A 26,336-nucleotide genomic window follows, 5' to 3' on the forward strand; every position below is an offset into this window, starting at 1 on the left:
TTTAGTTCAGGGCCTCGGTGCGGCCGTAATTGCGTGCGACGTAGTCGCTGACGATCTGCTGGAATTCCTCGGCGATCCGCTCGCCGCGCAGCGTCTTGACCTTCTCGCCGTCGATGAAGACGGGCGCGGCCGGGTTCTCGCCCGAACCCGGCAGGCTGATGCCGATGTTCGCGTGCTTCGACTCGCCCGGGCCGTTGACGATGCAGCCCATCACCGCGACGTTCATCTTCTCGACGCCCGGATACTCCTTGCGCCAGGCCGGCATCTGCTCGCGCAGGTAGGTCTGGATCTGCATCGCGAGTTCCTGGAACAGCGTGCTCGTCGTGCGGCCGCAGCCCGGGCACGCGATCACCATCGGCGCGAACGAGCGCAGGCCCATCGTCTGCAGGATTTCCTGGCCGACGATCACTTCACCCGTGCGCGACGCGCCCGGTTCCGGTGTCAGCGAAATGCGGATCGTGTCGCCGATCCCTTCCTGAAGCAGCACGCCGAGGGCGGCCGTCGACGCGACGATGCCCTTCGAGCCCATGCCGGCCTCGGTCAGGCCGAGGTGCAGCGCGAAGCCGCAGCGGCGGCCGAGTTCACGGTACACGGCGATCAGGTCCTGCACGCCGCTGACCTTGCACGACAGCACGATGCGGTCACGGCCGAGGCCCAGTTCGACCGCGCGCTCGGCCGAGCCGATCGCCGACTGGATCAGTGCCTCGTACATCACGCTCTGCGCATCCCACGGCTGCGAACGCGCGCCGTTCTCGTCCATCATGCGCGCGAGCAGGTCCTGGTCGAGGCTGCCCCAGTTCACGCCGATCCGCACCGGCTTGTCGTACTTCGCGGCGGCTTCGATCATCTGTGCGAACTGCGTGTCGCGCTTCGCGCCCTGGCCGACGTTGCCCGGGTTGATCCGGTACTTCGACAGCGACTCCGCGCAGCCCGGGTAGTCGCGCAGCAGCAGGTGGCCGTTGTAGTGGAAATCGCCGACGAGCGGGACGGTCACGCCCATCCGGTCGAGCTGCTCGCGGATCGCCGGCACGGCGGCCGCGGCCTCCGGCGTATTGACCGTGATGCGCACCAGTTCCGAGCCCGCGTTCGCGAGTTCCTTGATCTGGATCGCCGTGCCGATCGCGTCGGCCGTGTCGGTATTCGTCATCGACTGCACGCGCACCGGCGCGGCGCCGCCGATCGTCACGAGCTGCCCGCCCCAACGAACATCCACCGCATGCGACACGCGACGCGGCTGATGCCCGCCGAACACCGGCTCGGTTGAACAAATCTGACTGCTGCGTGGGGATTGAGCTTCGGATTGCATCGATAGATCCATTTACGCGGAATGCGCCGCGAGGCGGCGCATGAATTGAAAAAGCGCCGTGCCCTTGCGGCCCGTCCAGGACGGGCCTGCGTCACGGCGCTTGACGTCAGGGCAGCGTGAACCGCGCCACGTTACCCCGCGCTGCCGAATATTTTGCCGGATCGACAGGTTTTCCGTCGAACGCGACCGCATCAAGACCTGCCTTGTTGCCGATCGTGACCTTGAACGGCCCGTCGCCGGCGACCTGCTTCGTCTCGCCGGCCCGCACCAGCGCCGAGAACAGCTCCTTGCCGTTCTTGTCGCGCACGCTGAACCAGCAATCCTGCTTGACCTTCAGTTCGACCATCGACTGGCCGGCCGCCACCACGACGCTCGCGGGCTGAGCCGGCACGGCCGCGCCGCTCGCCGCGGCCGTCGCGACGACGGGTTGCGACGCAGGCGCCGCGGCCGGAGCCGGAGCCGGAGCGGCCGACGCAACCGCCTGCGGGGCCGCGGCGGATGCCGCAACCGGTGCCGGGGCGTCGTTGCCGGCGGCCGTCGACGCGCCACCCGCGACCGCCTCTTCGGCGGAAGACGCCGCCGGCGCGCTGGCTGCCGATGCATGTTCGGTGTCGCCGCCGCCCTTGAAGCGCGCGAGCCAGCTCGACGAATCGCCGCCAGTGTGCCACATGAGTACCGCGATCACCGCGACGACGACGATCGCCGTCCCCCACAGCCACGGGTGATGACGCGACGACCCGCCGAGCGGAATCGACACGCGGCCGCGCGGCAGATCCGTCCCCGACGACGCGGGCATCGACAGATCGACTTCCGGCACGCCGCGCTCGCGGCGCAATGCCTGCGCGAACGGCTCCGGATCGACGCCGAGCATCTTCGCGTAGCTGCGCACGACGCCGAGCGCGAACGTCACGCCGGGCAAGTGGCTGATGTCGCCTGCCTCGAGCGCACGCAGCTTCTGCGGAGCAACCTTGAGCCGCGCCGACACGTCGTCGACCGTCCAGCCCTTCGCCTCCCTGAGCTGCGCCAGCCGGCTGCCGACGGCTGCCAGCGTTTCAAGCCCCGCCGGTGCCGGCTTCGCGGCATTCGTCTCTGCGCCGTTTGTCGGCTGCGGCTCACTCATCCTTGTCCTCGCGTCGATTCTTCTTCACTGGCGGGCGCCGCCGGCTCCCGCAACTGTCCATATCATGCGCGGCGCCGAGGCGCCGCGACCGATCGCTATTCGCGTGTTGTACCGCCAAGAAGTTCGGGCATCCCCGGCCAGGTTTCCCTGTCAAACCGCCCGAACTTCGATGATCTTTGCTGCTGCGCCCGTTCGCTCCGCCAGGCGCGTGCGGTCCTTCACGGCGCCGGCCAGCTGGCCGCACGCGGCGTCGATGTCGTCGCCGCGCGTCTTGCGCACGGTCGTGACGACACCCGCGTCAATGAGGACCTGTGCAAAGCGCTTGATCTGCTCCGGCTTCGAGCGGATGAGGCCCGATTCCGGAAACGGATTGAACGGGATCAGATTGAACTTGCAGGGCACGTCACGCGTGACGGCCAGCAATTCGCGCGCATGCGCTTCGGTGTCGTTGACGCCGTCGAGCATGCAGTATTCGAAAGTAATGAAGTCGCGCGGCGCGACTTTCAGATAGCGCTGGCACGCGGCCATCAGCTCACGAAGCGGATGCTTCTTGTTGAGCGGCACGAGCTCGTCGCGCAGCGCATCGTTCGGCGCGTGCAGCGAAACGGCCAGCGCGACCGGCAATTCGGCGCCGAGGCGGTCCATCATCGGCACCACGCCGGACGTCGACAACGTGACGCGGCGGCGCGACAGGCCGTACGCGTTGTCGTCGAGCATCAGCCGCATCGCGGGCACGACCGCGCTGTAGTTCAGCAGCGGCTCGCCCATGCCCATCATCACCACGTTGGTGACGACCCGTTCGGCCTTGCCGTTCGGACCGGGCGCGCGACCGAGCGACGCACGCAGCGCAAACTCGGCCATCCGGAGCTGGCCGATGATTTCAGCTGTCGACAGGTTGCGGGAGAAGCCCTGCTTGCCCGTCGAGCAGAAGCGGCAGTTGACCGCACACCCGGCCTGCGACGACACGCACAGCGTGCCGCGCGTCTCTTCCGGGATGAAAACGGTTTCGACCGCGTTGCCGTTTCCGACGTCGATCAGCCACTTGCGCGTGCCGTCGGTGGAAACGTGATCGCTGACGATATCGGGCATCACGATCGACGCGCGGCCCTTGAGCTTTTCTCTCAGGGACTTCGCGAGATCGGTCATGCCGTCGAAATCGCCGGCGTTGTACTGGTGGATCCAGCGCTGCAACTGCTTGGCGCGGAACGGCTTCTCGCCGAGGCTGCCGCAGTACGCGACAAGACCCTCGGCATCGAAGTCGAGAAGATTGACGGAAGTTTCGCTCGTCATGATGTGCTGCCTTGCCGCGTGCGCTGAATCCTGCCTACTTGTTGCCAGCCAGGGCTTAGCGCGAGTAGACGTTCATTTCCGGGAAGAAGAATGCAACTTCGACCGCAGCCGTTTCGGCAGCGTCCGAGCCGTGCACGGCATTCGCGTCGATGCTGTCGGCGAAGTCGGCGCGGATCGTGCCCTTTTCCGCCTTCTTCGGATCCGTCGCGCCCATCAGGTCGCGGTTCTTCAGGATCGCGCCTTCACCTTCCAGAACCTGGATCATCACCGGGCCCGAGATCATGAAGTCGACGAGGTCCTTGAAGAACGGACGTGCTGCGTGAACTGCGTAGAACTTCTCTGCGTCTGCACGCGACAGGTGTGCCATGCGCGATGCGACGATCTTCAGGCCGGCGCCTTCGAAACGGCTGTAGATCTGGCCGATCACGTTCTTTGCCACCGCATCCGGCTTGATGATCGACAGGGTGCGCTCGATTGCCATAAAAACTCCAAGAAATTAAGAAGTTACAGGTTCAAATGAATCCGCTATTGTAGCACGATCCCGTGTATCATTGCGATTGAACCCTTACACGAGTGAAAGGTTCCGAATCCATATGTTTTTGCGCCGCCCGGCCATTGAAACCTCGCGGCACGGAACGTATCTTAGCCATAGCTGCTCCGGTTTGCTGCGCCGCACACCGCGCGCGCCGAACCGGCCCCGGACGCCCATGCGTTCAATGTTAGGAGAAACCATGAACGACTATCCGTACAATTTCGGCCGCGGCGGCTCCGTCAGCACCGCGGAGGTTCGCAATCGCGTGCTGCGGAACACGTACTGGCTGCTCGCGCTGTCGATGGTGCCGACGGTGCTGGGGGCATGGGTCGGCGTCGCGACGGGCTTCTCGCTGTTCGCGGCCACGAGCCCGATGATGAGCCTGCTCGCGTTCTTCGCGATCGCGTTCGGCTTCATGTTCGCGATCGAACGGACGAAAAACAGCGCGGCCGGCGTGTTCGTGCTGCTCGGTTTCACGTTCTTCATGGGCCTGATGCTGTCGCGGCTGCTGAGCTTCATCCTCGGCTTCTCCAACGGCCCGTCGCTGATCATGCTCGCGTTCGGCGGCACCGGCATCATCTTCGCCGCGATGGCGACGATCGCCACGGTCAGCAAGCGCGACTTCTCGGGGCTCGGCAAGTGGCTGTTCATGGGCGTGATCGTGATCCTGCTGGCCTCGGTCGCGAACATCTTCCTGCAACTGCCGGCGCTGATGCTCACGGTGTCGGTGCTCGCGATCGCGATCTTCTCGGCCTACATGCTGTTCGACGTCCAGCGCGTCGTGAACGGCGGCGAGACGAACTACATCTCGGCCACGCTCGCGATCTACCTCGACCTGTACAACGTGTTCACGAACCTGCTCGCGCTGCTCGGCATCTTCGGCGGCAACCGCAACTGACGTTCGCCGCACACCATGAAAAAACCGGCCCGCGGGCCGGTTTTTTTACGTCCGCCGCCCGCCCGCTCAGTCGCGCTCGAACAGCGCGATCGATTCGACGTGCGACGTATTCGGGAACATGTTCACGACCCCGGCGCCCTTCAGCCGGTAGCCGGCCTCGTGCACGAGCAGCCCTGCGTCGCGCGCGAGCGTCGACGGGTTGCACGACACGTAGACGATGCGCTTCGGCAGCGGGCCTTCGCCGCTCTGCGCGATTTCGGCCAGCGCCTTCGACACCGCGAGCGCGCCTTCGCGCGGCGGATCGATCAGGAACTTGTCGAATGCGCCGAGCGCGCGGAGGTCGTCGCCCGTCACCTCGAACAGGTTCCGGCACGCGAACGTCGTGTGGCCGTCGACGCCGTTCTCGCGCGCATTCGCCAGCGCGCGGGTCGTCAGCGTCTCGCTGCCTTCGATGCCCATCACTTCGCGCGACAGCCGCGCGAGCGGCAGCGTGAAGTTGCCGATCCCGCAGAACAGGTCGAGCACGCGATCGTCGCGCGACGGCGCGAGCAGACGCAGCGCACGCCCCACCAGCACGCGGTTGATCTGATGGTTGACCTGCGTGAAATCGGTCGGCTTGAACGGCATGCGGATGCCGAACTCCGGCAGCGTGTAGTCGAGCGGCACGTCGAGCGGATAGAAAGGCGTGACCGTGTCCGGGCCCTTCGGCTGCAGCCAGAACTGCACCTTGTGCTCGTCCGCGAACGCGCGCAGCAGCGCTTCGTCGTCCGCATTGATCGGCTCCAGCACGCGCAGCACCAGCGCCGTGACTTGCGAACCGACCGCGAGCTCGATCTGCGGCATCCGGTCACGGATCGACAACCCCTCGACCAGCCGGCGCAGCGGCACGAGCATCGCCGACACGTGCGGCGGCAGCACTTCGCAGCTCGTCATGTCGGCGACATAGCTGCTCTTCTTTTCGTGGAACCCGACCAGCACGCCGCCCTTCTTCGCGACGTTGCGCACGGTCAGGCGCGCACGGTAGCGGTAGCCCCACGACGGGCCATGGATCGGCGCGAACATCGTCTCGGCACGCAGCTTCGACAGGTGCCACAGGTTGTCCTCGAGCACGCGCTGCTTGATCGCCACCTGCGCACGCATGTCGAGGTGCTGCATCGAGCAGCCGCCGCAGGTGCCGAAGAATTTGCACTTCGGCTGCGTGCGCAGCACGCTCGGGCGCAGAATGTCGACAACGGTCGCCTGCTCGTAGCTCGGCTTGCGACGGTAGCTCGAATAGGTCACGCGCTCGCCGGGCAGCGCGCCCTCGACGAAGATGACCTTGCCCGGCGTGCCGTCCTCGGTCACCGTGCGGCCGACACCGCGCGCTTCCATGTCGAGCGATTCGATCTCGAGAACCGGGGCAGGCCCGGGCGCGACGGGCGCATTTTTCGATTTGCGCGCAGAAGTGGGGACGGCTTCGGACACCAGCTTTTCCTGACAAAACGTTGAAGAAGGCGAGATTGTAGACGACGAAAGCCCGCATCGCCCGCTTTCGTGGCGCAAGCGTCGATACGGATGCCTCTACCGCGCCGCGTCATGCGGGAACGACCGGCGGGCATGCGCCCCGGACGCCCGCCGCCGGCCCGCATGCGCGACATCTCGCCAGACCACCCGGCGGCACAGGTTCTGCTCGCAGGAGATTCGACCATGCGACTGATCGACTGGAACATTCAATGGGGTCGGGACGCGGACGGCGTCGTCGACCTCCCGCGCACCGTCGCCACCGCCCGCCGGCTCGGCGACTTCGACGTGCTGTGCCTGCAGGAAGTCACGCGCGGCTTCGGCGCCCTGCCCGGCCAGCCGGGCCCCGACCAGTTCGCCGAACTGGCGGCGTTGCTGCCCGGCTATACGATCGTCGACGCGATCGGCGCCGACCTGCCGGCGCTCGAACCCGGCGCGCCGCGCCGCCAGTTCGGCAATGCGATCGCGACGCGGCTGCCGGTCAGGCGCGTGCTGCGCCAGTTGCTGCCGTGGCCGGCCGACGCCGGCGCGCCGTCGATGCCGCGCGTCGCGCTCGATGTCGAGCTGGAGACGCCGTCGGGCCCGTTGCGGGTCGTCACGACACACCTCGAATACTATTCGGCGCGCCAGCGACTCGCGCAGGTCGACGCGTTGCGCGACCGCCACCGCGAGGCCTGCGCGCACGCGGACCGGCCCGCGCCGGCCGAGAACGCCGCAGGGCCGTTCAGCGCCACCGGCCAGCCGCGCGACGCGGTGGTCTGCGGCGACTTCAACAGCGCGTTCGGCAGCGATGCGTACCGGCGCGTGCTGGAGCCGATCGCCGACGCGCCGCCGTTCGTCGATGCGTGGGTCGCCCGGCACCCGGGCCGCACGCCGCCGCCGACCGCGGGCGTCTACGACACGGTGCAATGGTCGGAAGGGCCGCTCGCATGCGATTTCGTGTTCGTGACCGATACGCTGCTGCCGCGCGTCACGCACTGCGAGATCGACGGCGACGTGCGCGCGTCGGATCACCAGCCGGTCGTGCTCGAACTCGATTGATCGCGGCCGCGGCGCGGGCCGCCCGCTTTACACGGTGAAGCCGGCCAGGTATTCGGCCCAATGCGACGCGGGCTCCTGCGCAAGCGCGTTCTTCACGAGCAGGATCTCGTCCGCATATTCGGTCGGCGTCAGGCCGCCGCGCATCAGCTGGAACCGGCAATACAGCAGGTAGGTATTGACGACGTCGGTTTCGCAATAGTTGCGGATTTCCTCGATCCGGCCGTCCTGGAACGCCGGCCACACCTGGCTGCCGTCCATCCCGAGCTTGCCCGGAAAGCCGCACAGCTTCGCGAGCGCATCGAGCGGCGCATTCGCGCGCGCCTGATACATCGCGAGCACGTCCATCAGATCGGTGTGCCGCGAGTGATAGCGCGAGATGTAGTTGTTCCACTTGAATTCGCGGTCGTCCTCGCCCAGGTCCCAGTAGCGCGTCGCGGGGATCCCGTGCACGAGCGCACGGTAATGGAGCACCGGCAGATCGAAGCCGCCGCCGTTCCACGACACGAGCTGCGGCGTGTATTTCTCGATCACGCGATAGAACGACTGGACCAGCGTCGCCTCGTTGTCCTGCGGCGCGCCCAGCGAGCGCACGCGAAACCCGTTGTTGTCGCGGAACACGCACGAGATCGCCGCGATGCGCTGCAGGTGATGCGGCAGGAAATCGCTGCCGGTCTTTTCGCGGCGCGCGGCGAACGCATGTTCGGCCACCGCGGCATCGTCGAGCGTCGCGGGCAGGTCTTCCAGACGGCGAATGCCGTCGACATCGGGAATGGTCTCGATGTCAAAAACGAGAATCGGAGTCATCAGTTACAGAACGGCGTCCTTGCGCACGCCATTGGAGGCGAAGAACCGCTTGAGGCGCACCAGCGCTTCCTGCTGGATCTGCCGCACGCGCTCGCGCGTGAGCCCCATCTCGTCGGCCAGCTCCTCGAGCGTGGCCGGTTCGATGTGGTTCAGGCCGAAGCGGCGCTCGATCACGTGCCGATGCTTGTCGGACAGTCGCGACAGCCACGCGCGCGTCAGCGTCTCGAGTTCGCGGTGCTGCACCTCGGCGTCGGGCGACTGGCTCTGGTCGTCGGGCAACAGGTCGAGCAGGCTGCTTGCGGGATCGAGATCGAGCGGCGCGTCGAGCGACGCCGTGTGCTCGTTGAGCGCGAGGATGTCGGTGACTTCCTCGGCGGTCTTGCCGGTGAGATAGGCGATGTCGTCGATGCTGGCTTCGCGGCGCTCGGCCGCCTCGCCCGTCGACATCGAATTCTTTTCGAGGTGGCGCTTCGCGCGCAGCACCTGGTTCAGTTCGCGGATCACGTGCACGGGCAGGCGCACGGTGCGGGCCTGGTTCATGATCGCCCGTTCGATGCTCTGCCGGATCCACCACGTCGCGTAGGTCGAGAAGCGAAAGCCGCGCGTCGGGTCGAATTTCTCGATCGCGTGCATCAGGCCGAGGTTGCCTTCCTCGATCAGGTCGAGCAGCGGCACGCCGCGGTTCAGGTAACCCTTCGCGATGCTGACGACGAGACGCAGGTTGCGCTCGATCATCACCTGCCGCGCCTCGAATTCGCCCGCCTTCGCGAGACGGGAATAGCGCTGCTCCTCCTCGACGGTCAGGAGCGGCTTCACGCTGATGCGGTTCAGGTAATGCTGGATCGTGTCGGCCGTGAGTTCGGCCTGCAGCAATGCGCGGAAATCGTCGACGTCGGGCGCGGCTTCCGCCCGGCTTTCGCGCTCGTCGTCGCCGTCCGCCTCGGCGTCGCGTGCCTCGAGTTCACGTTCGTTTTCCGCGCCGTCGTCCTCGTCGTCCGTCGAAGCGCCAGCTCGCTCCACCGATGCTTGCGTGGCACGACTGATCTTCTCAGACTCGGCTTGCGGCTCGTGGCGCTTCGATTTCGGCATGGTCGTCTCGGTTATTGAGGCGGCAAATACTTCAGCGGATCGACAGGTTTACCCTGCCGGCGAACCTCGAAATGCAACATCACGCGGTCGGCGTCGCTATTACCCATCTCGGCGATCTTCTGCCCCTTCGTTACCGCGTCCCCCTCTTTTACCATCAAAGCGCGATTGTGTGCATACGCCGTGAGGTAAGTTGCATCGTGTTTGATGATAATGAGGTTGCCGTAGCCACGCAGACCGTTGCCCGAGTAGACGACGCGGCCGTCGGCTGCCGCCTTCACGGTCTCGCCGGACGTGCCGCCGATATTGACGCCCTTGTTCTTCGCGTCGTCGAAACCGTTCAGCACCGGGCCGTGCACGGGCCATGCAAACGTCACGGGGCCGTTCGGCGCCGCTGCCGTATCGCTCGATGCGGCGGCAGCCGGCGGCGTGATCGCCGACGACGAGCCCGCGGCCGGCGTCGCGGGACCGCTGCTGAGCGGCGCGGTCGCGACGGCGGCGCCGGCGATCGGCGCGGCAGCCGGTGCGCCGGCAACCGCGGCACCGCCCGGCGGCGCAACGCGCAGCAACTGGTCGACTTCGATCTGGTTCGGGTTCGTCAGGTTGTTCCAGGTGGCGATGTCGCGATAGTTCTGCCCGTTCTCGAGCGCGATCCGGTACAGCGTATCGCCCGGTTTCACCCGGTAGAAGCCGGGCGGCGGCGGGCCGAGCGGCACCGCGGGCTGCGCGGCGGCGGTCGTGCCGAGCGACCCGGAGCGGTCGACGACGGGCGCGTTGTCGAGCCGCGTCGCACAGGCGGCCAGCAGCGTTGAGAACGCAGCCACACAGATCGCGCGCTGGGCGAACGTGAGCGGTTCCCTGGTTCGGTTGTTTTGCATCGCGCGCAACATACTCATCGGTTTCAAATCACTCCGGATTTTAAAGGGACAAAGAAAACGCGATCAAGCCGTGACTCCCGCCATTGCGCGTGCGCGACGCGCTCGACGAGCGTGAGCACCTGGGGCTGCCCGCTCTGCGCGCCGACCGGCGCGACGAGCCGCCCGCCGATCGCGAGCTGCTCGAGCAGCGCCTGCGGCACGTCGAGCCCCGCCGCCGCGATCACGATCGCGTCGAACGGGCCCGCGGACGGCAGGCCGACACGTCCGTCGCCGTAATGCAGACGGATGTTCGGCACGCGCAGCGGCCGCAGGTTCAGCTTCGCGCGCTCGTAGAGCGGCTTGATGCGTTCAATCGAATACACGTCGCGTGCCACGTGACTCAGCACGGCGGCCTGGTAGCCGCAACCGGTGCCGATCTCGAGGACGCGCTCGAGCGTGCGGCCGGCCATCGCGAGCTCGATCATGCGCGCGACGACCGACGGCTTTGAAATCGTTTGCTGGTGGCCGATCGGCAACGCGGCATCCTCATAGGCCTGCGTCGCGAGCCCCGGATCCACGAACATGTGGCGCGGCACCGCGGCCATTGCATCCAGCACGCGCGCGTCGGTCACGCCGTTCGCGCGCAGGCGTTCGACCATGCGCTCGCGCACACGTTCCGAAGTCAGCGCGAACGCACCGGCCGGCGCGACGCTCGGCGCAGCCGGCTTCGGCATCGCGGGCTTCAGCACGGTCGGTTTCGGTGCGGTCGCCGGCTTCGCGGCGGTCGTGCCGGGCACGGTGCGGGCGACGCCCGTCTTCACCGCCACCGGCTTCAGCACGGCGGCGGACTTGTCGACGGCCTTCGGCACCGCGCTCGCCGCATGGCGTTCGCCGGCCCGGCCCTCCGATTTACGTGGCGCTCGCTTGAGATCTTCGAGCGCGAGCGGGAACCGCTTCGCGCGCTCGCCGCTCATGAAGCCCGCCCTCCTGCGCGCGCCCATTCGCGCGTGGCAGGCAGCATTTGCGTATGCGTGAGATCGAGCTGCAGCGGCGTGATCGATACGAAACCGTTTGCGACGGCGTGGAAATCGGTGCCTTCGCTCGCGTCCAGCGCCGCACCCGCGGCGCCGATCCAGTAGATCGGCTCGCCGCGCGGGTCGGTCTGGCGAATCACCGGCTGGGACGGATGACGCTTGCCGAGGCGCGTGACCTTCCAGCCTTTCAGTTCGTCGTACGGCAGATTCGGAATATTGACGTTCAGCAGCGGCTGACCGGGCAGCGGCTGCGCGAGATAGTGCTCGACGATTTCCGCGGCGATGCGCGCCGCGTCCGCCAGATGGTCCCAGCCCTTGTCGGCGAGCGAGAACGCGATGGCCGGCACGCCGAACATGATGCCTTCGGTGGCGGCCGCAACTGTCCCTGAATAGAGCGTGTCTTCGCCCATGTTCTGGCCGTTGTTGATTCCCGACACGACGAGGTCGGGCCTCGCGTCGGCCATGCCCGTCAACGCGACGTGCACCGAATCGGTCGGCGTGCCGTTCACGTAGAAGAAACCCGTATTCGTCGCGCGCTGCACCGACAGCGGCCGCGACAGCGTAAGGGAGTTCGATGCGCCGCTGCAGTTCTGCTCGGGCGCGATCACCGTGAGGTCGGCCAGCGGCTGCAGCGCGTCGCTGAGCGCGGCGAGACCGGGGGCGAGATAGCCGTCGTCGTTGCTGAGTAGGATTCGCATCCGGCGATTGTAACCGAGGAAAGATGGCGCGAGAGCGACAGTCCGGCGGCTGGCGACGGGCCCGCACGCACGACGCGTGCGCGGTGCGCCGCCGCCTTGCGCGGCGACGTTCCGCGCGTACGGGAAAACGCCGGGCCGCCCGCCGTTTTCCGCCGCGAAGGCGCTCCCCTTGCGGGATGCCCCTCGGGAAAGCCGGGCGCTAAGCGCCCGGCCTCGGGGCGCTCAGATCGCGCCGGCCTCGCGCAGCGCGGCGATCGCCTGCGCGTCGTAGCCGAGGCCGCGCAGCACCTCGTCCGTATGCTCGCCGAGTTCCGGCCCGAGCCAGCGCGTTTCGCCCGGCGTGTCGGACAGCTTCGGCGTGATGTTCGGCAGCGGAATGTCGGTGCCGTCGGCCAGCTTGAAACGCTGGATCATCTGCCGCGCGATGAACTGCGGATCGGTGAACATGTCGGCGGCGCTGTAGATGCGCCCGGCCGGCACGTCGGCCGCGTTGAGCACGACGAGCGCCTCGTCGATCGTGCGCGGCGCGAGCCACGCGGCGATCGCGTCGTCGATTTCCCGCGTGCGCGGCACGCGTCCGTCGTTCCGGGCCAGCGCCGGATCGTCGGCGAGGTCGTCGCGCTCGATCGCCTTCATCAGCCGCTTGAAGATCGGATCGCTGTTGCCGCCGATCACGATGCTGCCGTCGCGGCACGCGTAGGTATTCGACGGCACGATACCCGGCAGCGACGCACCGGTGCGCTCGCGCACCATCCCGTACACGCCGTACTCGGGCACCACGCTTTCCATCATGTTGAACACCGCTTCATACAGCGCGACGTCGACCACCTGCCCCGCGCCGCCGTTCACCTTGCGATGGTGGAGCGCCATCAGCGCGCCGATCACGCCGTGCAGCGCGGCGATCGAGTCGCCGATCGAGATGCCGATGCGCGGCGGCGGCAGATCCGGATAGCCGGTGATGTGGCGCAATCCGCCCATCGATTCGGCGATCGCGCCGAAGCCCGGCCGGTCGCGGTAAGGGCCCGTCTGCCCGTAGCCGGACAGGCGCACCATCACGAGGCCGGGGTTGTCGGCCGACAGCACGTCGTAGCCGAGCCCGAGCTTCTCGAGCAGGCCTGGACGGAAGTTTTCGATCACGATGTCGGCCTCGCGCGCGAGCTGCCGCGCGATCGTCTTGCCGGCATCGGATTTCAGGTTGAGGGTGACCGATTTCTTGTTGCGTGCCTGGACCGACCACCACAGCGACGTGCCGCCCTGCTCCGGATGCAGCTTGCGCCATTTGCGCAGCGGGTCGCCGCCGTTCGGATCCTCGATCTTGATCACTTCCGCGCCGAATTCGGCGAAGAGGCGCGACGCGAACGGCCCCGCGATCAGCGTCCCGAATTCGAGCACTTTGACGCCCGCGAGCGGGCCCTGGCTGGTGCTCATGTGTCTCCCTGGCATGAGGAACGGCGCCGCCGGCCGGCGGCGCCCGCCTTACATCGTGCGGCGGTCGAGCATCGCGCGGGCGATGGTGCCCGCGTCGACGTATTCGAGCTCGCCGCCCACCGGCACGCCGCGCGCGAGGCGCGTGACCGCGAGCCCGCGCGCCTTCAGCGTCTGGCCGAGGTAGTGCGCGGTGGCCTCGCCCTCGTTCGTGAAGTTGGTCGCGAGCACGACCTCCTTGACGACACCGTCGGACGCGCGCCGCACGAGGCGGTCGAAATGGATTTCCTTCGGGCCGATCCCGTCGAGCGGGCTCAGCCGCCCCATCAGCACGAAATACAGCCCGCGGTACGTCATCGTCTGCTCGAGCATGATCTGGTCGGCCGGCGTCTCGACGACGCACAGCAGCGTCGGATCACGCTCCTCGTCGCTGCACACCTCGCAGATCTGCGCTTCCGTGAACGTGTTGCACTTCTCGCAGTGCTGCAGATGCTCGGTCGCGAACAGCAGCGACCGGCCGAGCCGCTCCGCGCCCTCCCGATCGTGCTGCATCAGGTGGTACGCCATGCGCTGCGCGGATTTCGGCCCGACGCCGGGCAATACGCGCAGCGCTTCGACGAGCGCGGACAGGGCGGACGGCTGTTTCATACGGCGGCTGAAAGCTGAACGGGCTTAACGGACTGATGGGGCTGAACCGGCGCTGCGCTCAGAACGGCAGCTTGAAGCCCGGGGGCAGCGGCAGGCCCGACGTCATGCCGCTCATCTTTTCCTGCGACGTCGCTTCGGCCTTGCGCACGGCATCGTTGAACGCGGCCGCGACCAGATCCTCGAGCATGTCCTTGTCGTCCGCGAGCAGGCTCGGGTCGATCGCCACGCGACGCACTTCGTTGCGGCAGGTCATCGTCACCTTGACGAGGCCGGCACCCGACTGCCCTTCGACTTCGATCTGCGCAAGCTGCTCCTGCATCTTCTTCATGTTTTCCTGCATTTGCTGCGCTTGCTTCATCAGTCCGGCGAGGTTGCCTTTCAACATGGGAATACTCCTTCTTGATCGTGTGAAAACCGGCACGCGGCGCGTGCCGGTCAATGTGTGCGGGCGTGATTGTGCCTGTCGCGGAGCGATTCGTTCAATGCAGCGTCGGCGGCGTGCCGTCCGGCGCCGAATCGGCGAGCGGCCGCACCGAGCCTTCGACGATACGCGCGCCGAAGTCACGCACGAGCTGCTGGACGAACGGATCGCCATGGATGTCCTGCTCGGCCTCGCGCTGGCGTGCCGCACGCGCAGCCGCATCGAGCGCCGCCGCGGTACGCCGCGCGGGCCCGACCTCGACCGAGACCTCGACAGGCTTGCCGAGCGCGTCGGCCAGTGCGGCCTTCAGCTTCGCGACCTGGGCGGCGTCCGCATACTGCGGCACCGGGACGGACAGTTTCAACGTCGTCGCATCGACGGCCGTCAGCTCGCTGTTGAACGCGAGCTGATACGCGACGCCCTTCAGCGGCAATCGTGCGGCCAGCGCCGGCCATTCGCCGTCGAAGCCGACCGGATCGAGCGCGATCGCGGGCGGCAGCGGGCGCGTGTCGACCGGCGCGGATGGACGGGCCTCCGCCGGCTTCGGCGCAATGCGCACGTCGTCGGGGCCGCTGTCGAACACGGGCACGAAGCCATCGTCGGCCGCACCGCCGAACATCTCGTCGGCGCTGAGCGGCACGTATTCGTCCGGCGGAATGTCTTCCCACGGCGGCGGAGCCTGACGCGTGTCGGCAGCCTGCGGCGCGCGGGCTGCCGCGCGCGGCGTCGGCACCTGTACGGCAGGACGCGATGCCGCCGGTTTCTCGACGGCCGGCTGGGCCGCCGCCGGCTTCGGTGCGGCGCCCGCCCGCGAACGGTCGGACGACACGCGCATGCCGGCATTACGCAGCACGTCGAGTGCGGCGGCTGCGCCACCGCGGGCCGACGGACGCGCAGCGGGCTCGGCCGGCGCGGCACGCGGCGCCGGTTCGGCAAGAGGCGCAGGTTCGTCGTCGCGCTCGGCGGCGACAACAGGCGGTTCAGGTTCGTTGCGGACGGCCGGCGGCACGTCGCTCGCCGATGCCGCTTGCGGTGCCGGGGTCGCTTCCGGTTGCGGCGCGACCGGAGCTTCGGCCGCAGTCGCTGCCGGCGTCGAAGCAGGCTTCACGGCAGGCGAGGTCGCCGCATCGCCGGATTGGGCCGGCGACGGACGCGCAGCCGGCGCAACCGGAGCGGCAACTTGCGGGCGCGCGGGTTCCGCGGCGGCGGCCGGTGCCGACGGCTTGGGCGCCGCTGCCGACGCCGCCGACGCTGCGGCAGCCGCACGCGGCGCAGGCGCGGGTACGGCACGCGGCACGGCCGGCTGGCCGCCCGGCGCACTGCCGGCGCCGACGGCCGGCTCGAACGCGAGCATCCGCAGCAACGTCATCGTGAAGCCGGCGTATTCATCCGGCGCGAGGCCGAGCTCCGCACGCCCGACCGTCGCGATCTGATAGAACAGCTGAACCTGCTCGGGGCTCAGCGCCTCCGCGAAACGGCGCAGGTCGGCCGCTTCCGGCCACTCGTCGAGTACCGAGCCCGGCGCAAACTGCGCCCACGCGATCCGGTGCAGCAGGCTGGCAAGATCCTGCAGCGCGGTGGAAAAGGACAGGCTGCGCAGCGACATCTCGTCGGCGATCGTGAGGATCTCCGGGCCGTTGCCGGCCGCGAGCGCATCGAGCAGCCGCACCATGTAGGTCTGGTCGAGCGCGCCGAGCATGCCCGACACCGCCGATTCGGTCACTTCGTTCGCCGAATAGGCGATCGCCTGGTCGGTCAGCGACAGCGCATCGCGCATGCTGCCCTGCGCGGCGCGCGCGAGCAGGCGCAGCGCCTGCTGCTCGAACGAGATCTGCTCTTCGCCGAGGATCCGTTCGAGATGCGACACGATGTGCCCGGCCGGCATCTGCTTCAGGTTGAACTGCAGGCAGCGCGACAGCACGGTGACGGGAATCTTCTGCGGATCGGTCGTCGCGAGGATGAACTTGACGTGCGGCGGCGGCTCCTCGAGCGTCTTCAGCATCGCGTTGAACGCGTGATTCGTCAGCATGTGCACTTCGTCGATCATGTAGACCTTGAAGCGCGCATCGACGGGCGCGTACACCGCGCGCTCGAGCAGCGCGGCCATTTCGTCGACGCCGCGGTTGCTCGCGGCATCCATCTCGACGTAGTCGACGAAGCGGCCTTCGTCGATCTCGCGGCACGCGCGGCACACGCCGCAGGGCTGCGACGTGACGCCGGTTTCACAGTTGAGCGCCTTCGCGAAGATCCGCGACAGCGTCGTCTTGCCGACGCCGCGGGTACCGGTAAACAGATAGGCGTGATGGAGACGCCCGCCGTCGAGCGCGTGCGTGAGCGCCCTGACGACGTGCTCCTGGCCGACGAGCGAAGCGAAATCCTTCGGACGCCACTTGCGTGCGAGAACTTGATAGGTCATCGGGAAATTGTATCAGTAACGCTGCGTCGCGCCGACACGCGAAACGGTGCGGAAAACGGGCAAGGCGCAGGTAAAACGGAGAATGACGCAGCGGAGAATGACGCAGAAATAAAAATCGCCCGGCGAACGGGGCGAGAGGAAAGGTGACGAGCCCGACCCTCGGCACTGGCGGAAAACGATTGTGGCTGCTTCGTTCCCGACCTGACCAGGTTCACCGCCCCACCATGCGAGGAGGCCCGTCACGGCATATTCTATCACCGCTTCCGGCCAAATGCGACCGTTTGTTCGCAACAATGCGAACGATCGAGCAAACCGGCGCGCGTGCGCGCATGCCGATCCGGTGCACGGCACGCGGATGCATGCCGTGACTCTTGTATTTTGCGAGCCGGCCTCCACCTTCGGAACACAACGGTCGAACGGCGCGTCGTACCCCTACTCGCGTAGCGGCTACTATCGCCGCCCGCAGCAGATAGCAATTTAGGCTAATATGACGCCCGAACGACCCGCGAGCCGCGCCATGCAGTGCTTACGCCGCTTCCTTCCGGAGAGCGGAGTGACCTGCCGCAGCGGCCGGCAGCCGACAGGCCGCCGGAGCGCCGCAACGCGCCAAGCAGGCAGTCCCCGAACCGTAAGAGGTATTGACCCAATGAGCGAACAGATCAAACACATCAGCGACGCATCGTTCGAACAGGACGTCGTCAAATCCGACAAGCCCGTGCTCGTCGACTTCTGGGCCGAATGGTGCGGCCCGTGCAAGATGATCGCCCCGATCCTCGACGAAGTCGCGAAGGACTACGGCGACAAACTGCAGATCGCCAAGATCAACGTCGACGACAACCAGGCAACGCCCGCGAAGTTCGGCGTACGCGGCATCCCGACGCTGATCCTGTTCAAGAACGGCGCAGCCGCCGCACAGAAGGTCGGCGCACTGTCGAAGTCGCAGCTCACCGCATTCCTGGACAGCCACCTGTAATACCGGCCGTTCCGCGGACGTGTTGTCAACCGACAACACGTCCGCCGTCAAGCCGCCGATCGGCCGCTCAGGCACGAATCGGCGTATGCTAGAATCAAAAAACGTCTACAAGACGCATTAAGTCTCAGAGCGCTTCCGCTCGCCCTCCTCCCTTATTTCTTTTCGTCGCTTCTCCTCCCTGGCGGGTTCTCCGTATGCATTTATCCGAGCTCAAGTCTCTGCACGTGTCCGAACTGATCGAAATGGCCAATGGCCTGGAGATCGAAAACGCGAACCGCCTGCGCAAGCAGGAGCTGATGTTCGCCATTCTCAAAAAGCGCGCCAAGACGGGAGAGACGATCTTCGGCGACGGTACGCTCGAAGTGCTGCCGGACGGCTTCGGCTTCCTGCGCTCGCCGGAAATGTCGTACCTCGCGAGCACCGACGACATCTATATCAGCCCGTCGCAGATCCGCCGCTTCAACCTGCACACCGGCGACACCATCGAAGGTGAAGTCCGCACGCCGAAGGACGGCGAGCGCTACTTCGCGCTGGTGAAGGTCGACAAAGTCAACGGGCAGCCGCCCGAGGCCTCGAAACACAAGATCATGTTCGAGAACCTCACGCCGCTGCACCCGAACAAGCCGCTGTCGCTCGAGCGCGAAATGCGCGGCGAAGAGAACGTCACGGGCCGCATCATCGACATGATCGCGCCGATCGGCAAGGGCCAGCGCGGCCTGCTGGTCGCGTCGCCGAAGTCGGGCAAGACCGTGATGCTCCAGCACATCGCGCACGCGATCAAGCAGAACCATCCGGACGTCATCCTGTTCGTGCTGCTGATCGACGAGCGCCCCGAAGAAGTGACCGAAATGCAGCGCTCGGTCGCCGGCGAAGTGATCGCATCGACGTTCGACGAACCGGCCACGCGTCACGTGCAGGTCGCCGAAATGGTGATCGAGAAGGCCAAGCGCCTCGTCGAAATGAAGCACGACGTCGTGATCCTGCTCGACTCGATCACGCGTCTCGCGCGCGCGTACAACACCGTGATCCCGGCGTCGGGCAAGGTGCTGACGGGTGGTGTCGACGCGAACGCGCTGCAGCGTCCGAAGCGCTTCTTCGGCGCGGCGCGCAACATCGAGGAAGGCGGTTCGCTGACGATCATCGGCACCGCGCTGATCGAAACCGGCAGCCGCATGGACGACGTGATCTACGAAGAGTTCAAGGGCACCGGCAACATGGAAGTGCACCTCGAGCGCCGTCTCGCGGAAAAGCGCGTCTATCCGTCGATCAACCTGAACAAGTCGGGCACGCGCCGCGAAGAAATGCTGATCAAGCCCGAGATCCTTCAAAAGATCTGGGTGCTGCGCAAGTTCATCCACGACATGGACGAAGTCGAGGCCATGGAATTCCTGCTCGACAAGATCCGCCAGACGAAGAGCAATTCCGAGTTCTTCGACCTGATGCGCCGCGGCGGCTGATCGCCCTCGCTCCGCACCGAACGGCCGCCCGCGCGTTTCGCCCGGCGGCCGTTTTTTCGCCCCAACCTGAACGTGAACGTACAGGTTGATCTATAATCGCGCCATCGTCCCGACCGAAGCCCCGCCATCCCGATGCCGAACGACGCCTCCCCCTCGCTGCTCACCGTGAGCGACGCCGCGTCGCGGCTCGGTGTCACGCCGCGCACGCTGAAATATTACGAAGAGCGCGGGCTCGTCACGCCGTCGCGCAGCGGCGGCCGCTATCGCCTGTACGACGACGCCGATCTCGAACGCTTCGCCCGCATCCTGCGGCTGCGCGCGCTCGGCTTTTCGCTGCACGGCATCACCGAGATGCTCAAGCGCCCGCTGGAAGAGACGGGCGACGGCCGGCGCCGTTATTCGGACGCGTCGCTGCGCGACATCCGCTCGGGGCTCGCCGAGCAGATCGACACGCTCGACCGGCGGATCGCGGCCGTCCAGCGCGAGCTGAAGGAAGCCGTCGCGCTGCGCAAGGAACTGCAGCACGACATCGACTACATCGAACGGCGCCTCGCCGGCGAAAACCCCGACGCGCTGATCGCGCAGCGGCAGGCCGAAGCCGGCACGCGACGCACGCGCAAGGACCGGGAATGAACGTCGCGCCGGGCCGCCCGCCGCTGTGGAGCCGCGCGAACCTGCGCGCGGACCTGTTCCCGTGGGCGCTCGCGCTCGTCACCGGCATCGACTATTTCGACAACGCGGCCTTCTCGTTCTTCGCGAGCTACATCGCGGGCGGCATCAACGCGTCGCCCGACGAACTCGTGTGGTCGTCGAGCGCGTATGCGGTCACGGCCGTGCTCGGCATCCTGCAGCAGCAATGGTGGGTCGACCGGCTCGGGCATCGCCGCTACGTCGCCGGCTGCATGCTGATGTTCTCGTTCGGCGCGATCGCGGCCGCGCTCGCCGACACGTCGCTCGAGCTCGCGTTCGCGCGCGGCTTCCAGGGCTACTTCATCGGTCCGATGATGGGCGCCTGCCGGATCCTGATCCAGATCAGCTTCAAGCCGAAGGAGCGGCCGCCCGCCACACGCTCGTTCCTGATCATGATCCTGCTCGGCAGCGCGCTCGCACCGATCGTCGGCGGGCTGCTCGTCGCGCATTCGACGTGGCGCGCGCTGTTCGCGTGCACCGCGCCCGCGGGTATCGCGTTCGCGATTCTCGCGCTCCTCACGCTGCCCGATTCGGGCAGGACGCCCGACGACGAGCGCGGCTCCGGGCATTTCTGGCCGTACGTCGTGTTCGCGCTCGCGCAAGGCGCGCTGCAGATCGTGCTGCAGCAGGTGCACTACCAGCTCTACAGCGGCTCGCCGATGCTGATCCTGCTGACGATCGCGGGCCTCGGCGCGCTCGCGTGGTTCGCCTATCACCAGTGGCACCATCCGACGCCGCTCGTGCGGCTGCATGCGTTTCGCGAGCGCACGTTCCAGGTCGGGCTGCTGCTGTACATGTTCTATTACTACGAGTCGACGGGCTTCAGCTACCTGACCTCCCGCTTGCTCGAAGGCGGGCTCGGCTATCCGGTCGAGAACGCCGGGCGCCTGGTCGGCACGATGTCGCTGATCTCGGCCACCGCGCTGTTCGCCTACCTGCGCTACGCGAAGCACGTCACGCACAAGAAATGGTTCGTCGTGCCGGGGTTCGCGATCGCGATCGCCGCCGCGCTGTGGATGACGCGGATGACGCCGCAGGTCGGCGAAGCCGCGCTGATCGTGCCGCTGCTGCTGCGCGGCCTGTTGCTGCTGTTCATCGTGCTGCCGGTCGCGAACCTCACGTTCCGCATCTTCGCGATCGACGAATACACGCACGGCTACCGGCTGAAGAACATCGTGCGGCAACTGACGATCTCGTTCGCGACGTCGTCGGTGATCATCGTCGAGCAGCACCGGCTGGCCGTGCACCAGACGCGGCTCGTCGAGCGCGCGAACGTGTTCGATCCGCTGTTCCAGCAGACCGTCGACGCCCTCGCGCGCAGCTACGCGGCCGCCGGCCATGCACTGAACGAGGCGCACGCCCTCGCGATCGCATCGATCGCGCGGATGGTCGCGCAACAGGCGTCGTTCCTCGCGTCGCTCGACGGTTTCTATTTCCTCGCGGGCGTCGCGCTGGTCGGCGGCCTCTTCGCGGCATGGCAAAAAGAGATCGATTGAGTTAAAAGACAGGCTTTGGATTCTCCCGCGCTGCCATGCTCTCGAAACTGACCCGCTGGTTCGACGACCGCCGCCGCGACCGCGCGCTGCGCAGCCATCCGATTCCCGATGCGCTGTGGCAGGACACCGTCGCGCGCCTGCCGTTCCTCGATGCGCTGACGCCCGGCGACCTGGGACGGCTGCGCGAGCTGACGAGCCTGTTCATCGCGAAGAAAGCGTTTTCGACCGCGCACGGGCTCGAGCTGACCGACGAGATGATCGTCGCGATCGCCGCGCAGGCGTGCCTGCCCGTGCTGAATCTCGATCTGTCGCTGTACGACGGCTGGGTCGGCGTGGTCGTGTATCCGGGCGAATTCGTGATCCGCAAGACCGTGCAGGACGAAGACGGCGTCGTCCATGAAGTCGAGCAGGACGCGAGCGGCGAAGCGTGGGAAGGCGGACCGGTGATCCTGTCGTGGGAAGACGCGCAGATGACGGACGGCCGCGACGCGTACAACGTCGTGATCCACGAATTCGCGCACAAGATCGACATGGTCAACGGCGAGGCCGACGGGTATCCGCCCCTCTTTCGCCGCTGGCACGCGCCGCACCTCGACGCGCAGGCGTGGGCCGACGTGTTCGAGCATGCGTACGACCAGTTCTGCGCGCGGGTCGATGCGGTGCCGGAGCGCGCGTGGGCCCGCTTCGAGCGCGACTCGCTGATCGATCCCTATGCGGCCGATCACCCGTCGGAGTTCTTCGCGGTGTGCAGCGAGGCGCTGTTCGTGCGGCCGCGCGCGTTCGAGTCCGAATTTCCGGAGCTCTACCGGCTGCTCGCCCGCTACTACCGGCAGGATCCGGCGCGGACGGGCGCCCTCGACGCGTGAAGAAAATTATTCGTCAACCATCTGATTTTCTGGCATAATCGCCGTTTTTCGACCTTAGGCAAGTGGCTCGCGCCGGGCTTGGCGTCGTCTGGTATCGCGCAATGTGCGCAGGCCGGCACGGCAAGCGGCGGGTTGGCTACCGCTCTCACCAAGGAAAGACCATGAAAGAAGGCATCCACCCGAACTACCGCGAAGTCGTCTTCCAAGACATGTCGAACGGCTTCAAGTTCATCACGCGCTCGACGATCCAGACGCGTGAAAACATCGAACTCGACGGCAAGACCTACCCGCTCGCCAAGATCGAAGTGTCGTCGGAATCGCACTCGTTCTACACGGGTCAGCAAAAGATCATGGACACGGCAGGCCGTGTCGAGAAGTTCAAGAACAAGTTCGGCGTTCGCGCCAGCGGCAAGGCGAAGTAAGCTTCGCACCGATCCGGTGGTTGCAACGCACCGGTACCGCACGAAAGGGCAGCCCAGGCTGCCCTTTTTTGTCTCCGCTCGCCGGGAAACACCACATGCCGCACCACACGCCGGCCGGCGCCCGGGCAATCGTCTGACGCGCAACGGCCGGCGCGTCTACAATGCCGGATGCTCGAATCCGGCGCCGTCGGCGCATGACCGCACCGGCCGCCCGCCCATAACAAATCGCACATCTGCATGAAGCCTGTCGTTCGTCTCACCGCCTCCGCCACGCGCGCGCTGCCGCGCTGGCTGCTGCTCACGCTCTGCCTCGTCTACGCGGCGTTCGGCCTGTTCGGCCGCGACCCGTGGAAGAACGAGGACGCGGCGGGCTTCGGCGTGATGTGGACGATGGCGACCGGCGGCTGGCACGACTGGCTGCTGCCGAATCTCGTCGGCAAGTTCATCACGACCGACGGGCCGCTCGGCTACTGGCTCGGCGCGCTGTCGATCCGCGCGCTGGCGCCGTGGGTCGACGCGAGCAACGCGTCGCGCGTCGACACGGGCGTGCTGTTCTGCGTCGCATGCGCGTTCGTCTGGTACGCCGCCTACCTGCTCGGCCGGCGCGCCGAGGTCCAGCCGTTCAAGTACGCATTCGGCGGCGAGCCGGAGCCGCGCGACTACGGCCGCACGCTCGCCGACGGCGCGCTGCTGATCCTCGTCGCGTGCTTCGGGCTCGCGGAACGCGGCCACGAAACGACGCCGCAGCTCGCGCAGTTCGCGTGGATCGCGATGCTCGTGTACGGCATCGTGCGCGGCATCGACAAGCCGATGCAGGGTGCGCTGTGGTGGGGCGTCGCGATCGGCCTCGTCGCCCTGTCCGGCAACCCGGTGCTGGTCGTCGCGCTGCTTGCCGGCACGGCCGCGCTGTGGCTCGTCACGCCGGAGATGCGCAACCTGCGCCTGCCGCTGGTCGGCCTGCCGCTCGCGGCCGCGATCTTCGCGCTGTGGCCGCTCGCCGCGTTCCACGTGGCGCCCGACGACGCCGCGTGGTTCTTCAATCAATGGATCCACGGCAGCCTGATGCGCTTCTCGGGCCCGCCGACCGCGGTGCTCGCCTATGCGGCGAAGAACCTGCCGCTGTTCACGTGGCCCGCGTGGCCGCTCGCAATCTGGGCCTGGTGGAGCTGGGCCGGCATGCGCCGCCGCGCGCACATCGCGATTCCGCTGTCGGTCGTGGTGCCGCTGGTCGCGCTCGTGATCCTGCAGAGCCAGCAGTCGAACCGCATGTACATGCTGCTGCTGCCGCCGCTCGCGGTGCTCGCCACCTTCGCGCTGCCGACCCTCAAGCGCGGTGCGATCAACGCGTTCGACTGGTTCGCGGTGCTGAGCTTCACGATCCTCGGCACCTTCGTGTGGCTAGTGTGGCTCGCGTCGCTCACCGGCTTCCCGCATCCGCTTGCGCGCAACCTCGCGCGCCTCGTGCCGGGCTACGAACCGCACTTCAAGATCCTGTCGTTCGTCTGCGCGGTGATCGTCACCGTGTGCTGGTGCCTGCTCGCGCGCTGGCGCATCTCGCGCCAGCCGAAGGTGCTGTGGCGCAGCGTCGTGTTGTCGGGCGCGGGCACCACGCTGATGTGGGTGCTGCTGATGACGCTGTGGTTGCCGATCGTCAACTACGGCCGGACCTACAGCGACGTCGCGCAACAGATCGCATCGCATCTGCCGAAAGACTATGAGTGCATCGCGCCCGTGCGGCTCGGCGATGCGCAGATCGCAACCTTCGCGTACTTCGGCGACATGCACTTCGAATTCTCGGGCGACTGCGACGTGATCCTGCGCCAGGACCGCGCGGACTTCGGCGAGCCGAGCGCGATGTCGCAATACGTGTGGCGTCTCGTGTGGGAAGGCCGCCGCGTGGCCGACCGCGACGAGCGCTTCCGCCTGTACGAGCGCATCGAGCGGCCGACGACGCCCGTCAAGCGCCGCGGCCCGCGCCACCGGACGGTCGATTGACGATGTTCGCCGACATCCGCCGGATCGTCGGTCTCGCGTGGCCGGTGCTCGTCGGCCAGCTCGCGATCATCGCGTTCGGTGTGATCGACACAGCGATGGTCGGCCGCTACTCGGCCACCGACCTGGCCGCGCTCGGGCTCGGTTCGTCGATCTACGTGTCGGTCTACATCGGGATGACGGGCATCCTGTCCGCGCTGCAGCCGATCACCGGGCAGTTGTACGGCGCGCGGCGCTACGCCGAGATCGGCGAGGAAGTCCGCCAGGCGCTGTGGCTCGCGGTGATGCTCGCGGTACCCGGCTTCATGCTGCTGCATTTTCCCGAACCGCTGCTGCACATCGCCCACGCGCCGCCCGCCCTGCACGACCGCACGGTCGATTACCTGCGGATCCTGTCGTACGGCCTGCCGGCGAGTCTCGTGTTCCGGATCTACAACGCGCTGACCAACGCGGCCGGCAAGCCGCGCCTCGCGATGATCCTGCAGATCGGCGCGCTGCTGCTCAAGTTCCCGCTCAACGTGTGGTTCATCTTCGGCGGGTTCGGCATGCCGGCCCTCGGCGGTCCCGGTTGCGGGCTCGCCAGCACACTGATCAACTGGGCGCTCGCGCTGATCGGCTTCACGCTGCTCGCGAAGCTCGAGGTGTTCTCGCCGCTTGCGATCTTCTCGCGCTTTTGCTGGCCGGTATGGGCGCGCCTGAAGGCGATCCTGAAACTCGGCGTGCCGATGGGCCTGTCGTACCTGATCGAGGTCACGTCGTACACGTGCATGGCGCTCTTCATCGCGCAGTTCGGCACGACGACGCTCGCCGGCCACCAGATCGCCGGCAACATCGGCGCGGTGCTGTACATGACGCCGCTGTCGATCGGCGTCGCGGCGTCGACGCTCGTCGCGCGCGCACTCGGCGCCGGTCGCGCGGACGAGGCGCGCCTGCTCGGCCGGCACAGCGTGATGCTCGCGTGCGGAATCGCGGCCGCGTACGGCGTGCTCGTGTTCACGCTGCGTCCGCTGATCGTCGGCGGCTACACGCCGAATCCGGCCGTGGCCGCCGCCGCGCTGCCGCTGGTCGCGATCGTCACCTGCTACCACTTCTTCGACGCGCTGCAGATCACGTCCGCATTCGTGCTGCGCGCGTACAAGGTCGCGGTCGTGCCGACCGTGATCTATGCGGTCGCGCTGTGGGGCGTCGGACTCGGCGGCGGCTACCTGCTCGGCTTCGACGTCGGCGGCCTCGCACCCGCCTGGCTGACCGGCGCGCGCGGCTTCTGGTTCGCGAACACGGTCAGCCTGATGCTCGCGGGCGCGGGCCTCGCGCTCTACCTGCGCCACGTCAGCCGCGCGCAACCGGCAGGCAGCGCGTGACGC

The 26,336-nt window shown here is 67.2% G+C and carries 24 protein-coding genes and 1 other RNA gene; 10 read left to right on the forward strand and 15 right to left on the reverse strand.

All coding sequences use genetic code 11. The annotated features are described in order from the left end of the window. Window position 1: 1 nt before the first annotated feature. From ispG to ndk, 4 genes are all read right to left on the reverse strand, one after another. Window positions 2-1,306, reverse strand: a complete 1,305-nt coding sequence (gene ispG, locus U5771_RS22290; protein ID WP_321805566.1) for a flavodoxin-dependent (E)-4-hydroxy-3-methylbut-2-enyl-diphosphate synthase — start codon at window positions 1,304-1,306, stop codon at window positions 2-4. 106 nt (window positions 1,307-1,412) lie between these two features. Further along, a complete protein-coding gene (locus tag U5771_RS22295) occupies window positions 1,413-2,426 on the reverse strand; it encodes a helix-turn-helix domain-containing protein (protein WP_322025970.1) in 1,014 nt (337 codons plus the stop codon). 150 nt (window positions 2,427-2,576) lie between these two features. Next, window positions 2,577-3,716: a 23S rRNA (adenine(2503)-C(2))-methyltransferase RlmN gene (rlmN, locus tag U5771_RS22300; protein ID WP_014896906.1), complete on the reverse strand. Its 1,140-nt coding sequence runs from the start codon at window positions 3,714-3,716 to the stop codon at window positions 2,577-2,579. A 55-nt stretch (window positions 3,717-3,771) separates the two neighbouring features. Further along, window positions 3,772-4,197: a nucleoside-diphosphate kinase gene (ndk, locus tag U5771_RS22305; protein WP_011352265.1), complete on the reverse strand. Its 426-nt coding sequence runs from the start codon at window positions 4,195-4,197 to the stop codon at window positions 3,772-3,774. Between the two features lie 250 nt (window positions 4,198-4,447). Here ndk and U5771_RS22310 point away from each other — a divergent pair, with 250 nt between their 5' ends. Next, window positions 4,448-5,146, forward strand: a complete 699-nt coding sequence (locus U5771_RS22310; RefSeq protein ID WP_006761414.1) for a Bax inhibitor-1/YccA family protein — start codon at window positions 4,448-4,450, stop codon at window positions 5,144-5,146. A gap of 66 nt (window positions 5,147-5,212) precedes the next feature. Here U5771_RS22310 and rlmD read toward each other — a convergent pair whose 3' ends face one another. Next, window positions 5,213-6,610: a 23S rRNA (uracil(1939)-C(5))-methyltransferase RlmD gene (gene rlmD, locus U5771_RS22315; RefSeq protein ID WP_322025971.1), complete on the reverse strand. Its 1,398-nt coding sequence runs from the start codon at window positions 6,608-6,610 to the stop codon at window positions 5,213-5,215. 222 nt (window positions 6,611-6,832) lie between these two features. On the opposite strand from rlmD, the gene U5771_RS22320 reads away from it, so the two are divergent. After that, window positions 6,833-7,687, forward strand: a complete 855-nt coding sequence (locus U5771_RS22320; RefSeq protein WP_322025972.1) for an endonuclease/exonuclease/phosphatase family protein — start codon at window positions 6,833-6,835, stop codon at window positions 7,685-7,687. A 27-nt stretch (window positions 7,688-7,714) separates the two neighbouring features. On the opposite strand, the gene U5771_RS22325 is transcribed toward U5771_RS22320, so the two are convergent. The 10 genes from U5771_RS22325 to ffs all read right to left on the reverse strand — a co-directional run bounded on the left by U5771_RS22325 (window position 7,715) and on the right by ffs (window position 17,317). Next, window positions 7,715-8,491, reverse strand: coding sequence for a 3'-5' exonuclease (locus tag U5771_RS22325; RefSeq protein ID WP_322025973.1), 777 nt, complete (start codon window positions 8,489-8,491; stop codon window positions 7,715-7,717). A gap of 3 nt (window positions 8,492-8,494) precedes the next feature. Beyond that, the gene (gene rpoS, locus U5771_RS22330; RefSeq protein WP_322025974.1) at window positions 8,495-9,580 is read right to left on the reverse strand and encodes an RNA polymerase sigma factor RpoS; all 1,086 of its coding nucleotides are present in this window, start codon (window positions 9,578-9,580) and stop codon (window positions 8,495-8,497) included. An 11-nt stretch (window positions 9,581-9,591) separates the two neighbouring features. Further along, window positions 9,592-10,473 carry a peptidoglycan DD-metalloendopeptidase family protein gene (locus U5771_RS22335; RefSeq protein ID WP_322025975.1) on the reverse strand — a complete coding sequence of 294 codons (882 nt, stop codon included), beginning with the start codon at window positions 10,471-10,473 and terminating at the stop codon, window positions 9,592-9,594. A gap of 5 nt (window positions 10,474-10,478) precedes the next feature. After that, window positions 10,479-11,408 (reverse strand): protein-L-isoaspartate(D-aspartate) O-methyltransferase, encoded by a 930-nt coding sequence (locus tag U5771_RS22340; RefSeq protein WP_322025976.1) that lies wholly within the window; start codon window positions 11,406-11,408, stop codon window positions 10,479-10,481. Further along, complete coding sequence (gene surE / locus U5771_RS22345; RefSeq protein ID WP_322025977.1) at window positions 11,405-12,166, reverse strand: 5'/3'-nucleotidase SurE; 762 nt, start codon at window positions 12,164-12,166, stop codon at window positions 11,405-11,407. The genes U5771_RS22340 and surE overlap by 4 nt, the downstream gene beginning before the upstream one ends. Before the next feature lie 222 nt (window positions 12,167-12,388). Continuing rightward, entirely contained in the window at window positions 12,389-13,594 is a 1,206-nt protein-coding gene (locus U5771_RS22350) for a CaiB/BaiF CoA-transferase family protein (RefSeq protein ID WP_322025978.1), read from the reverse strand. A 48-nt stretch (window positions 13,595-13,642) separates the two neighbouring features. Further along, a complete protein-coding gene (gene recR, locus U5771_RS22355) occupies window positions 13,643-14,239 on the reverse strand; it encodes a recombination mediator RecR (protein ID WP_044847271.1) in 597 nt (198 codons plus the stop codon). Between the two features lie 58 nt (window positions 14,240-14,297). Next, complete coding sequence (locus tag U5771_RS22360; protein WP_006755698.1) at window positions 14,298-14,624, reverse strand: YbaB/EbfC family nucleoid-associated protein; 327 nt, start codon at window positions 14,622-14,624, stop codon at window positions 14,298-14,300. Between the two features lie 94 nt (window positions 14,625-14,718). Next, the gene (locus U5771_RS22365) at window positions 14,719-17,076 is read right to left on the reverse strand and encodes a DNA polymerase III subunit gamma/tau (protein ID WP_322025979.1); all 2,358 of its coding nucleotides are present in this window, start codon (window positions 17,074-17,076) and stop codon (window positions 14,719-14,721) included. Window positions 17,077-17,218: 142 nt separating this feature from the next. Continuing rightward, an RNA gene (gene ffs, locus U5771_RS22370) (signal recognition particle sRNA small type) lies at window positions 17,219-17,317 on the reverse strand. A 405-nt stretch (window positions 17,318-17,722) separates the two neighbouring features. Here ffs and trxA point away from each other — a divergent pair. The 8 genes from trxA (at window position 17,723) to U5771_RS22410 (ending at window position 26,333) form a co-directional block, all read left to right on the forward strand. Further along, window positions 17,723-18,049, forward strand: coding sequence for a thioredoxin TrxA (gene trxA / locus U5771_RS22375; protein WP_006402348.1), 327 nt, complete (start codon window positions 17,723-17,725; stop codon window positions 18,047-18,049). Window positions 18,050-18,243: 194 nt separating this feature from the next. Then, the gene (gene rho / locus U5771_RS22380) at window positions 18,244-19,506 is read left to right on the forward strand and encodes a transcription termination factor Rho (protein ID WP_006478662.1); all 1,263 of its coding nucleotides are present in this window, start codon (window positions 18,244-18,246) and stop codon (window positions 19,504-19,506) included. Window positions 19,507-19,638: 132 nt separating this feature from the next. Further along, the gene (locus tag U5771_RS22385; RefSeq protein ID WP_322025980.1) at window positions 19,639-20,139 is read left to right on the forward strand and encodes a MerR family transcriptional regulator; all 501 of its coding nucleotides are present in this window, start codon (window positions 19,639-19,641) and stop codon (window positions 20,137-20,139) included. Next, window positions 20,136-21,692: an MFS transporter gene (locus U5771_RS22390; RefSeq protein WP_322025981.1), complete on the forward strand. Its 1,557-nt coding sequence runs from the start codon at window positions 20,136-20,138 to the stop codon at window positions 21,690-21,692. Before U5771_RS22385 ends, U5771_RS22390 begins: the two co-directional genes overlap by 4 nt. A 35-nt stretch (window positions 21,693-21,727) precedes the next feature. Then, complete coding sequence (locus U5771_RS22395; protein WP_322025982.1) at window positions 21,728-22,558, forward strand: M90 family metallopeptidase; 831 nt, start codon at window positions 21,728-21,730, stop codon at window positions 22,556-22,558. Between the two features lie 161 nt (window positions 22,559-22,719). Continuing rightward, window positions 22,720-22,980, forward strand: a complete 261-nt coding sequence (locus U5771_RS22400) for a type B 50S ribosomal protein L31 (RefSeq protein ID WP_006753671.1) — start codon at window positions 22,720-22,722, stop codon at window positions 22,978-22,980. Window positions 22,981-23,217: 237 nt separating this feature from the next. Then, window positions 23,218-24,975: a glycosyltransferase family 39 protein gene (locus U5771_RS22405; RefSeq protein ID WP_322025983.1), complete on the forward strand. Its 1,758-nt coding sequence runs from the start codon at window positions 23,218-23,220 to the stop codon at window positions 24,973-24,975. Window positions 24,976-24,977: 2 nt separating this feature from the next. Beyond that, window positions 24,978-26,333 (forward strand): MATE family efflux transporter, encoded by a 1,356-nt coding sequence (locus tag U5771_RS22410; protein ID WP_322025984.1) that lies wholly within the window; start codon window positions 24,978-24,980, stop codon window positions 26,331-26,333. Window positions 26,334-26,336: the final 3 nt, after the last annotated feature.

Source organism: Burkholderia sp. BCC1977, from assembly GCF_905339595.1.
In the GTDB taxonomy this organism is placed as follows: domain Bacteria; phylum Pseudomonadota; class Gammaproteobacteria; order Burkholderiales; family Burkholderiaceae; genus Burkholderia.

Excerpts from the sequence above, each read along its gene's own strand:
- ispG (WP_321805566.1), bottom strand. The coding sequence starts at position 1,306 with ATGCAATCCGAAGCTCAATCCCCACGCAGCAGTCAGATTTGTTCAACC.
- U5771_RS22295 (WP_322025970.1), bottom strand. The coding sequence starts at position 2,426 with ATGAGTGAGCCGCAGCCGACAAACGGCGCAGAGACGAATGCCGCGAAG.
- rlmN (WP_014896906.1), bottom strand. The coding sequence starts at position 3,716 with ATGACGAGCGAAACTTCCGTCAATCTTCTCGACTTCGATGCCGAGGGT.
- ndk (WP_011352265.1), bottom strand. The coding sequence starts at position 4,197 with ATGGCAATCGAGCGCACCCTGTCGATCATCAAGCCGGATGCGGTGGCA.
- U5771_RS22310 (WP_006761414.1), top strand. The coding sequence starts at position 4,448 with ATGAACGACTATCCGTACAATTTCGGCCGCGGCGGCTCCGTCAGCACC.
- U5771_RS22320 (WP_322025972.1), top strand. The coding sequence starts at position 6,833 with ATGCGACTGATCGACTGGAACATTCAATGGGGTCGGGACGCGGACGGC.
- U5771_RS22325 (WP_322025973.1), bottom strand. The coding sequence starts at position 8,491 with ATGACTCCGATTCTCGTTTTTGACATCGAGACCATTCCCGATGTCGAC.
- rpoS (WP_322025974.1), bottom strand. The coding sequence starts at position 9,580 with ATGCCGAAATCGAAGCGCCACGAGCCGCAAGCCGAGTCTGAGAAGATC.
- U5771_RS22335 (WP_322025975.1), bottom strand. The coding sequence starts at position 10,473 with ATGAGTATGTTGCGCGCGATGCAAAACAACCGAACCAGGGAACCGCTC.
- U5771_RS22340 (WP_322025976.1), bottom strand. The coding sequence starts at position 11,408 with ATGAGCGGCGAGCGCGCGAAGCGGTTCCCGCTCGCGCTCGAAGATCTC.
- surE (WP_322025977.1), bottom strand. The coding sequence starts at position 12,166 with ATGCGAATCCTACTCAGCAACGACGACGGCTATCTCGCCCCCGGTCTC.
- U5771_RS22350 (WP_322025978.1), bottom strand. The coding sequence starts at position 13,594 with ATGAGCACCAGCCAGGGCCCGCTCGCGGGCGTCAAAGTGCTCGAATTC.
- recR (WP_044847271.1), bottom strand. The coding sequence starts at position 14,239 with ATGAAACAGCCGTCCGCCCTGTCCGCGCTCGTCGAAGCGCTGCGCGTA.
- U5771_RS22360 (WP_006755698.1), bottom strand. The coding sequence starts at position 14,624 with ATGTTGAAAGGCAACCTCGCCGGACTGATGAAGCAAGCGCAGCAAATG.
- U5771_RS22365 (WP_322025979.1), bottom strand. The coding sequence starts at position 17,076 with ATGACCTATCAAGTTCTCGCACGCAAGTGGCGTCCGAAGGATTTCGCT.
- trxA (WP_006402348.1), top strand. The coding sequence starts at position 17,723 with ATGAGCGAACAGATCAAACACATCAGCGACGCATCGTTCGAACAGGAC.
- rho (WP_006478662.1), top strand. The coding sequence starts at position 18,244 with ATGCATTTATCCGAGCTCAAGTCTCTGCACGTGTCCGAACTGATCGAA.
- U5771_RS22385 (WP_322025980.1), top strand. The coding sequence starts at position 19,639 with ATGCCGAACGACGCCTCCCCCTCGCTGCTCACCGTGAGCGACGCCGCG.
- U5771_RS22390 (WP_322025981.1), top strand. The coding sequence starts at position 20,136 with ATGAACGTCGCGCCGGGCCGCCCGCCGCTGTGGAGCCGCGCGAACCTG.
- U5771_RS22395 (WP_322025982.1), top strand. The coding sequence starts at position 21,728 with ATGCTCTCGAAACTGACCCGCTGGTTCGACGACCGCCGCCGCGACCGC.
- U5771_RS22400 (WP_006753671.1), top strand. The coding sequence starts at position 22,720 with ATGAAAGAAGGCATCCACCCGAACTACCGCGAAGTCGTCTTCCAAGAC.
- U5771_RS22405 (WP_322025983.1), top strand. The coding sequence starts at position 23,218 with ATGAAGCCTGTCGTTCGTCTCACCGCCTCCGCCACGCGCGCGCTGCCG.
- U5771_RS22410 (WP_322025984.1), top strand. The coding sequence starts at position 24,978 with ATGTTCGCCGACATCCGCCGGATCGTCGGTCTCGCGTGGCCGGTGCTC.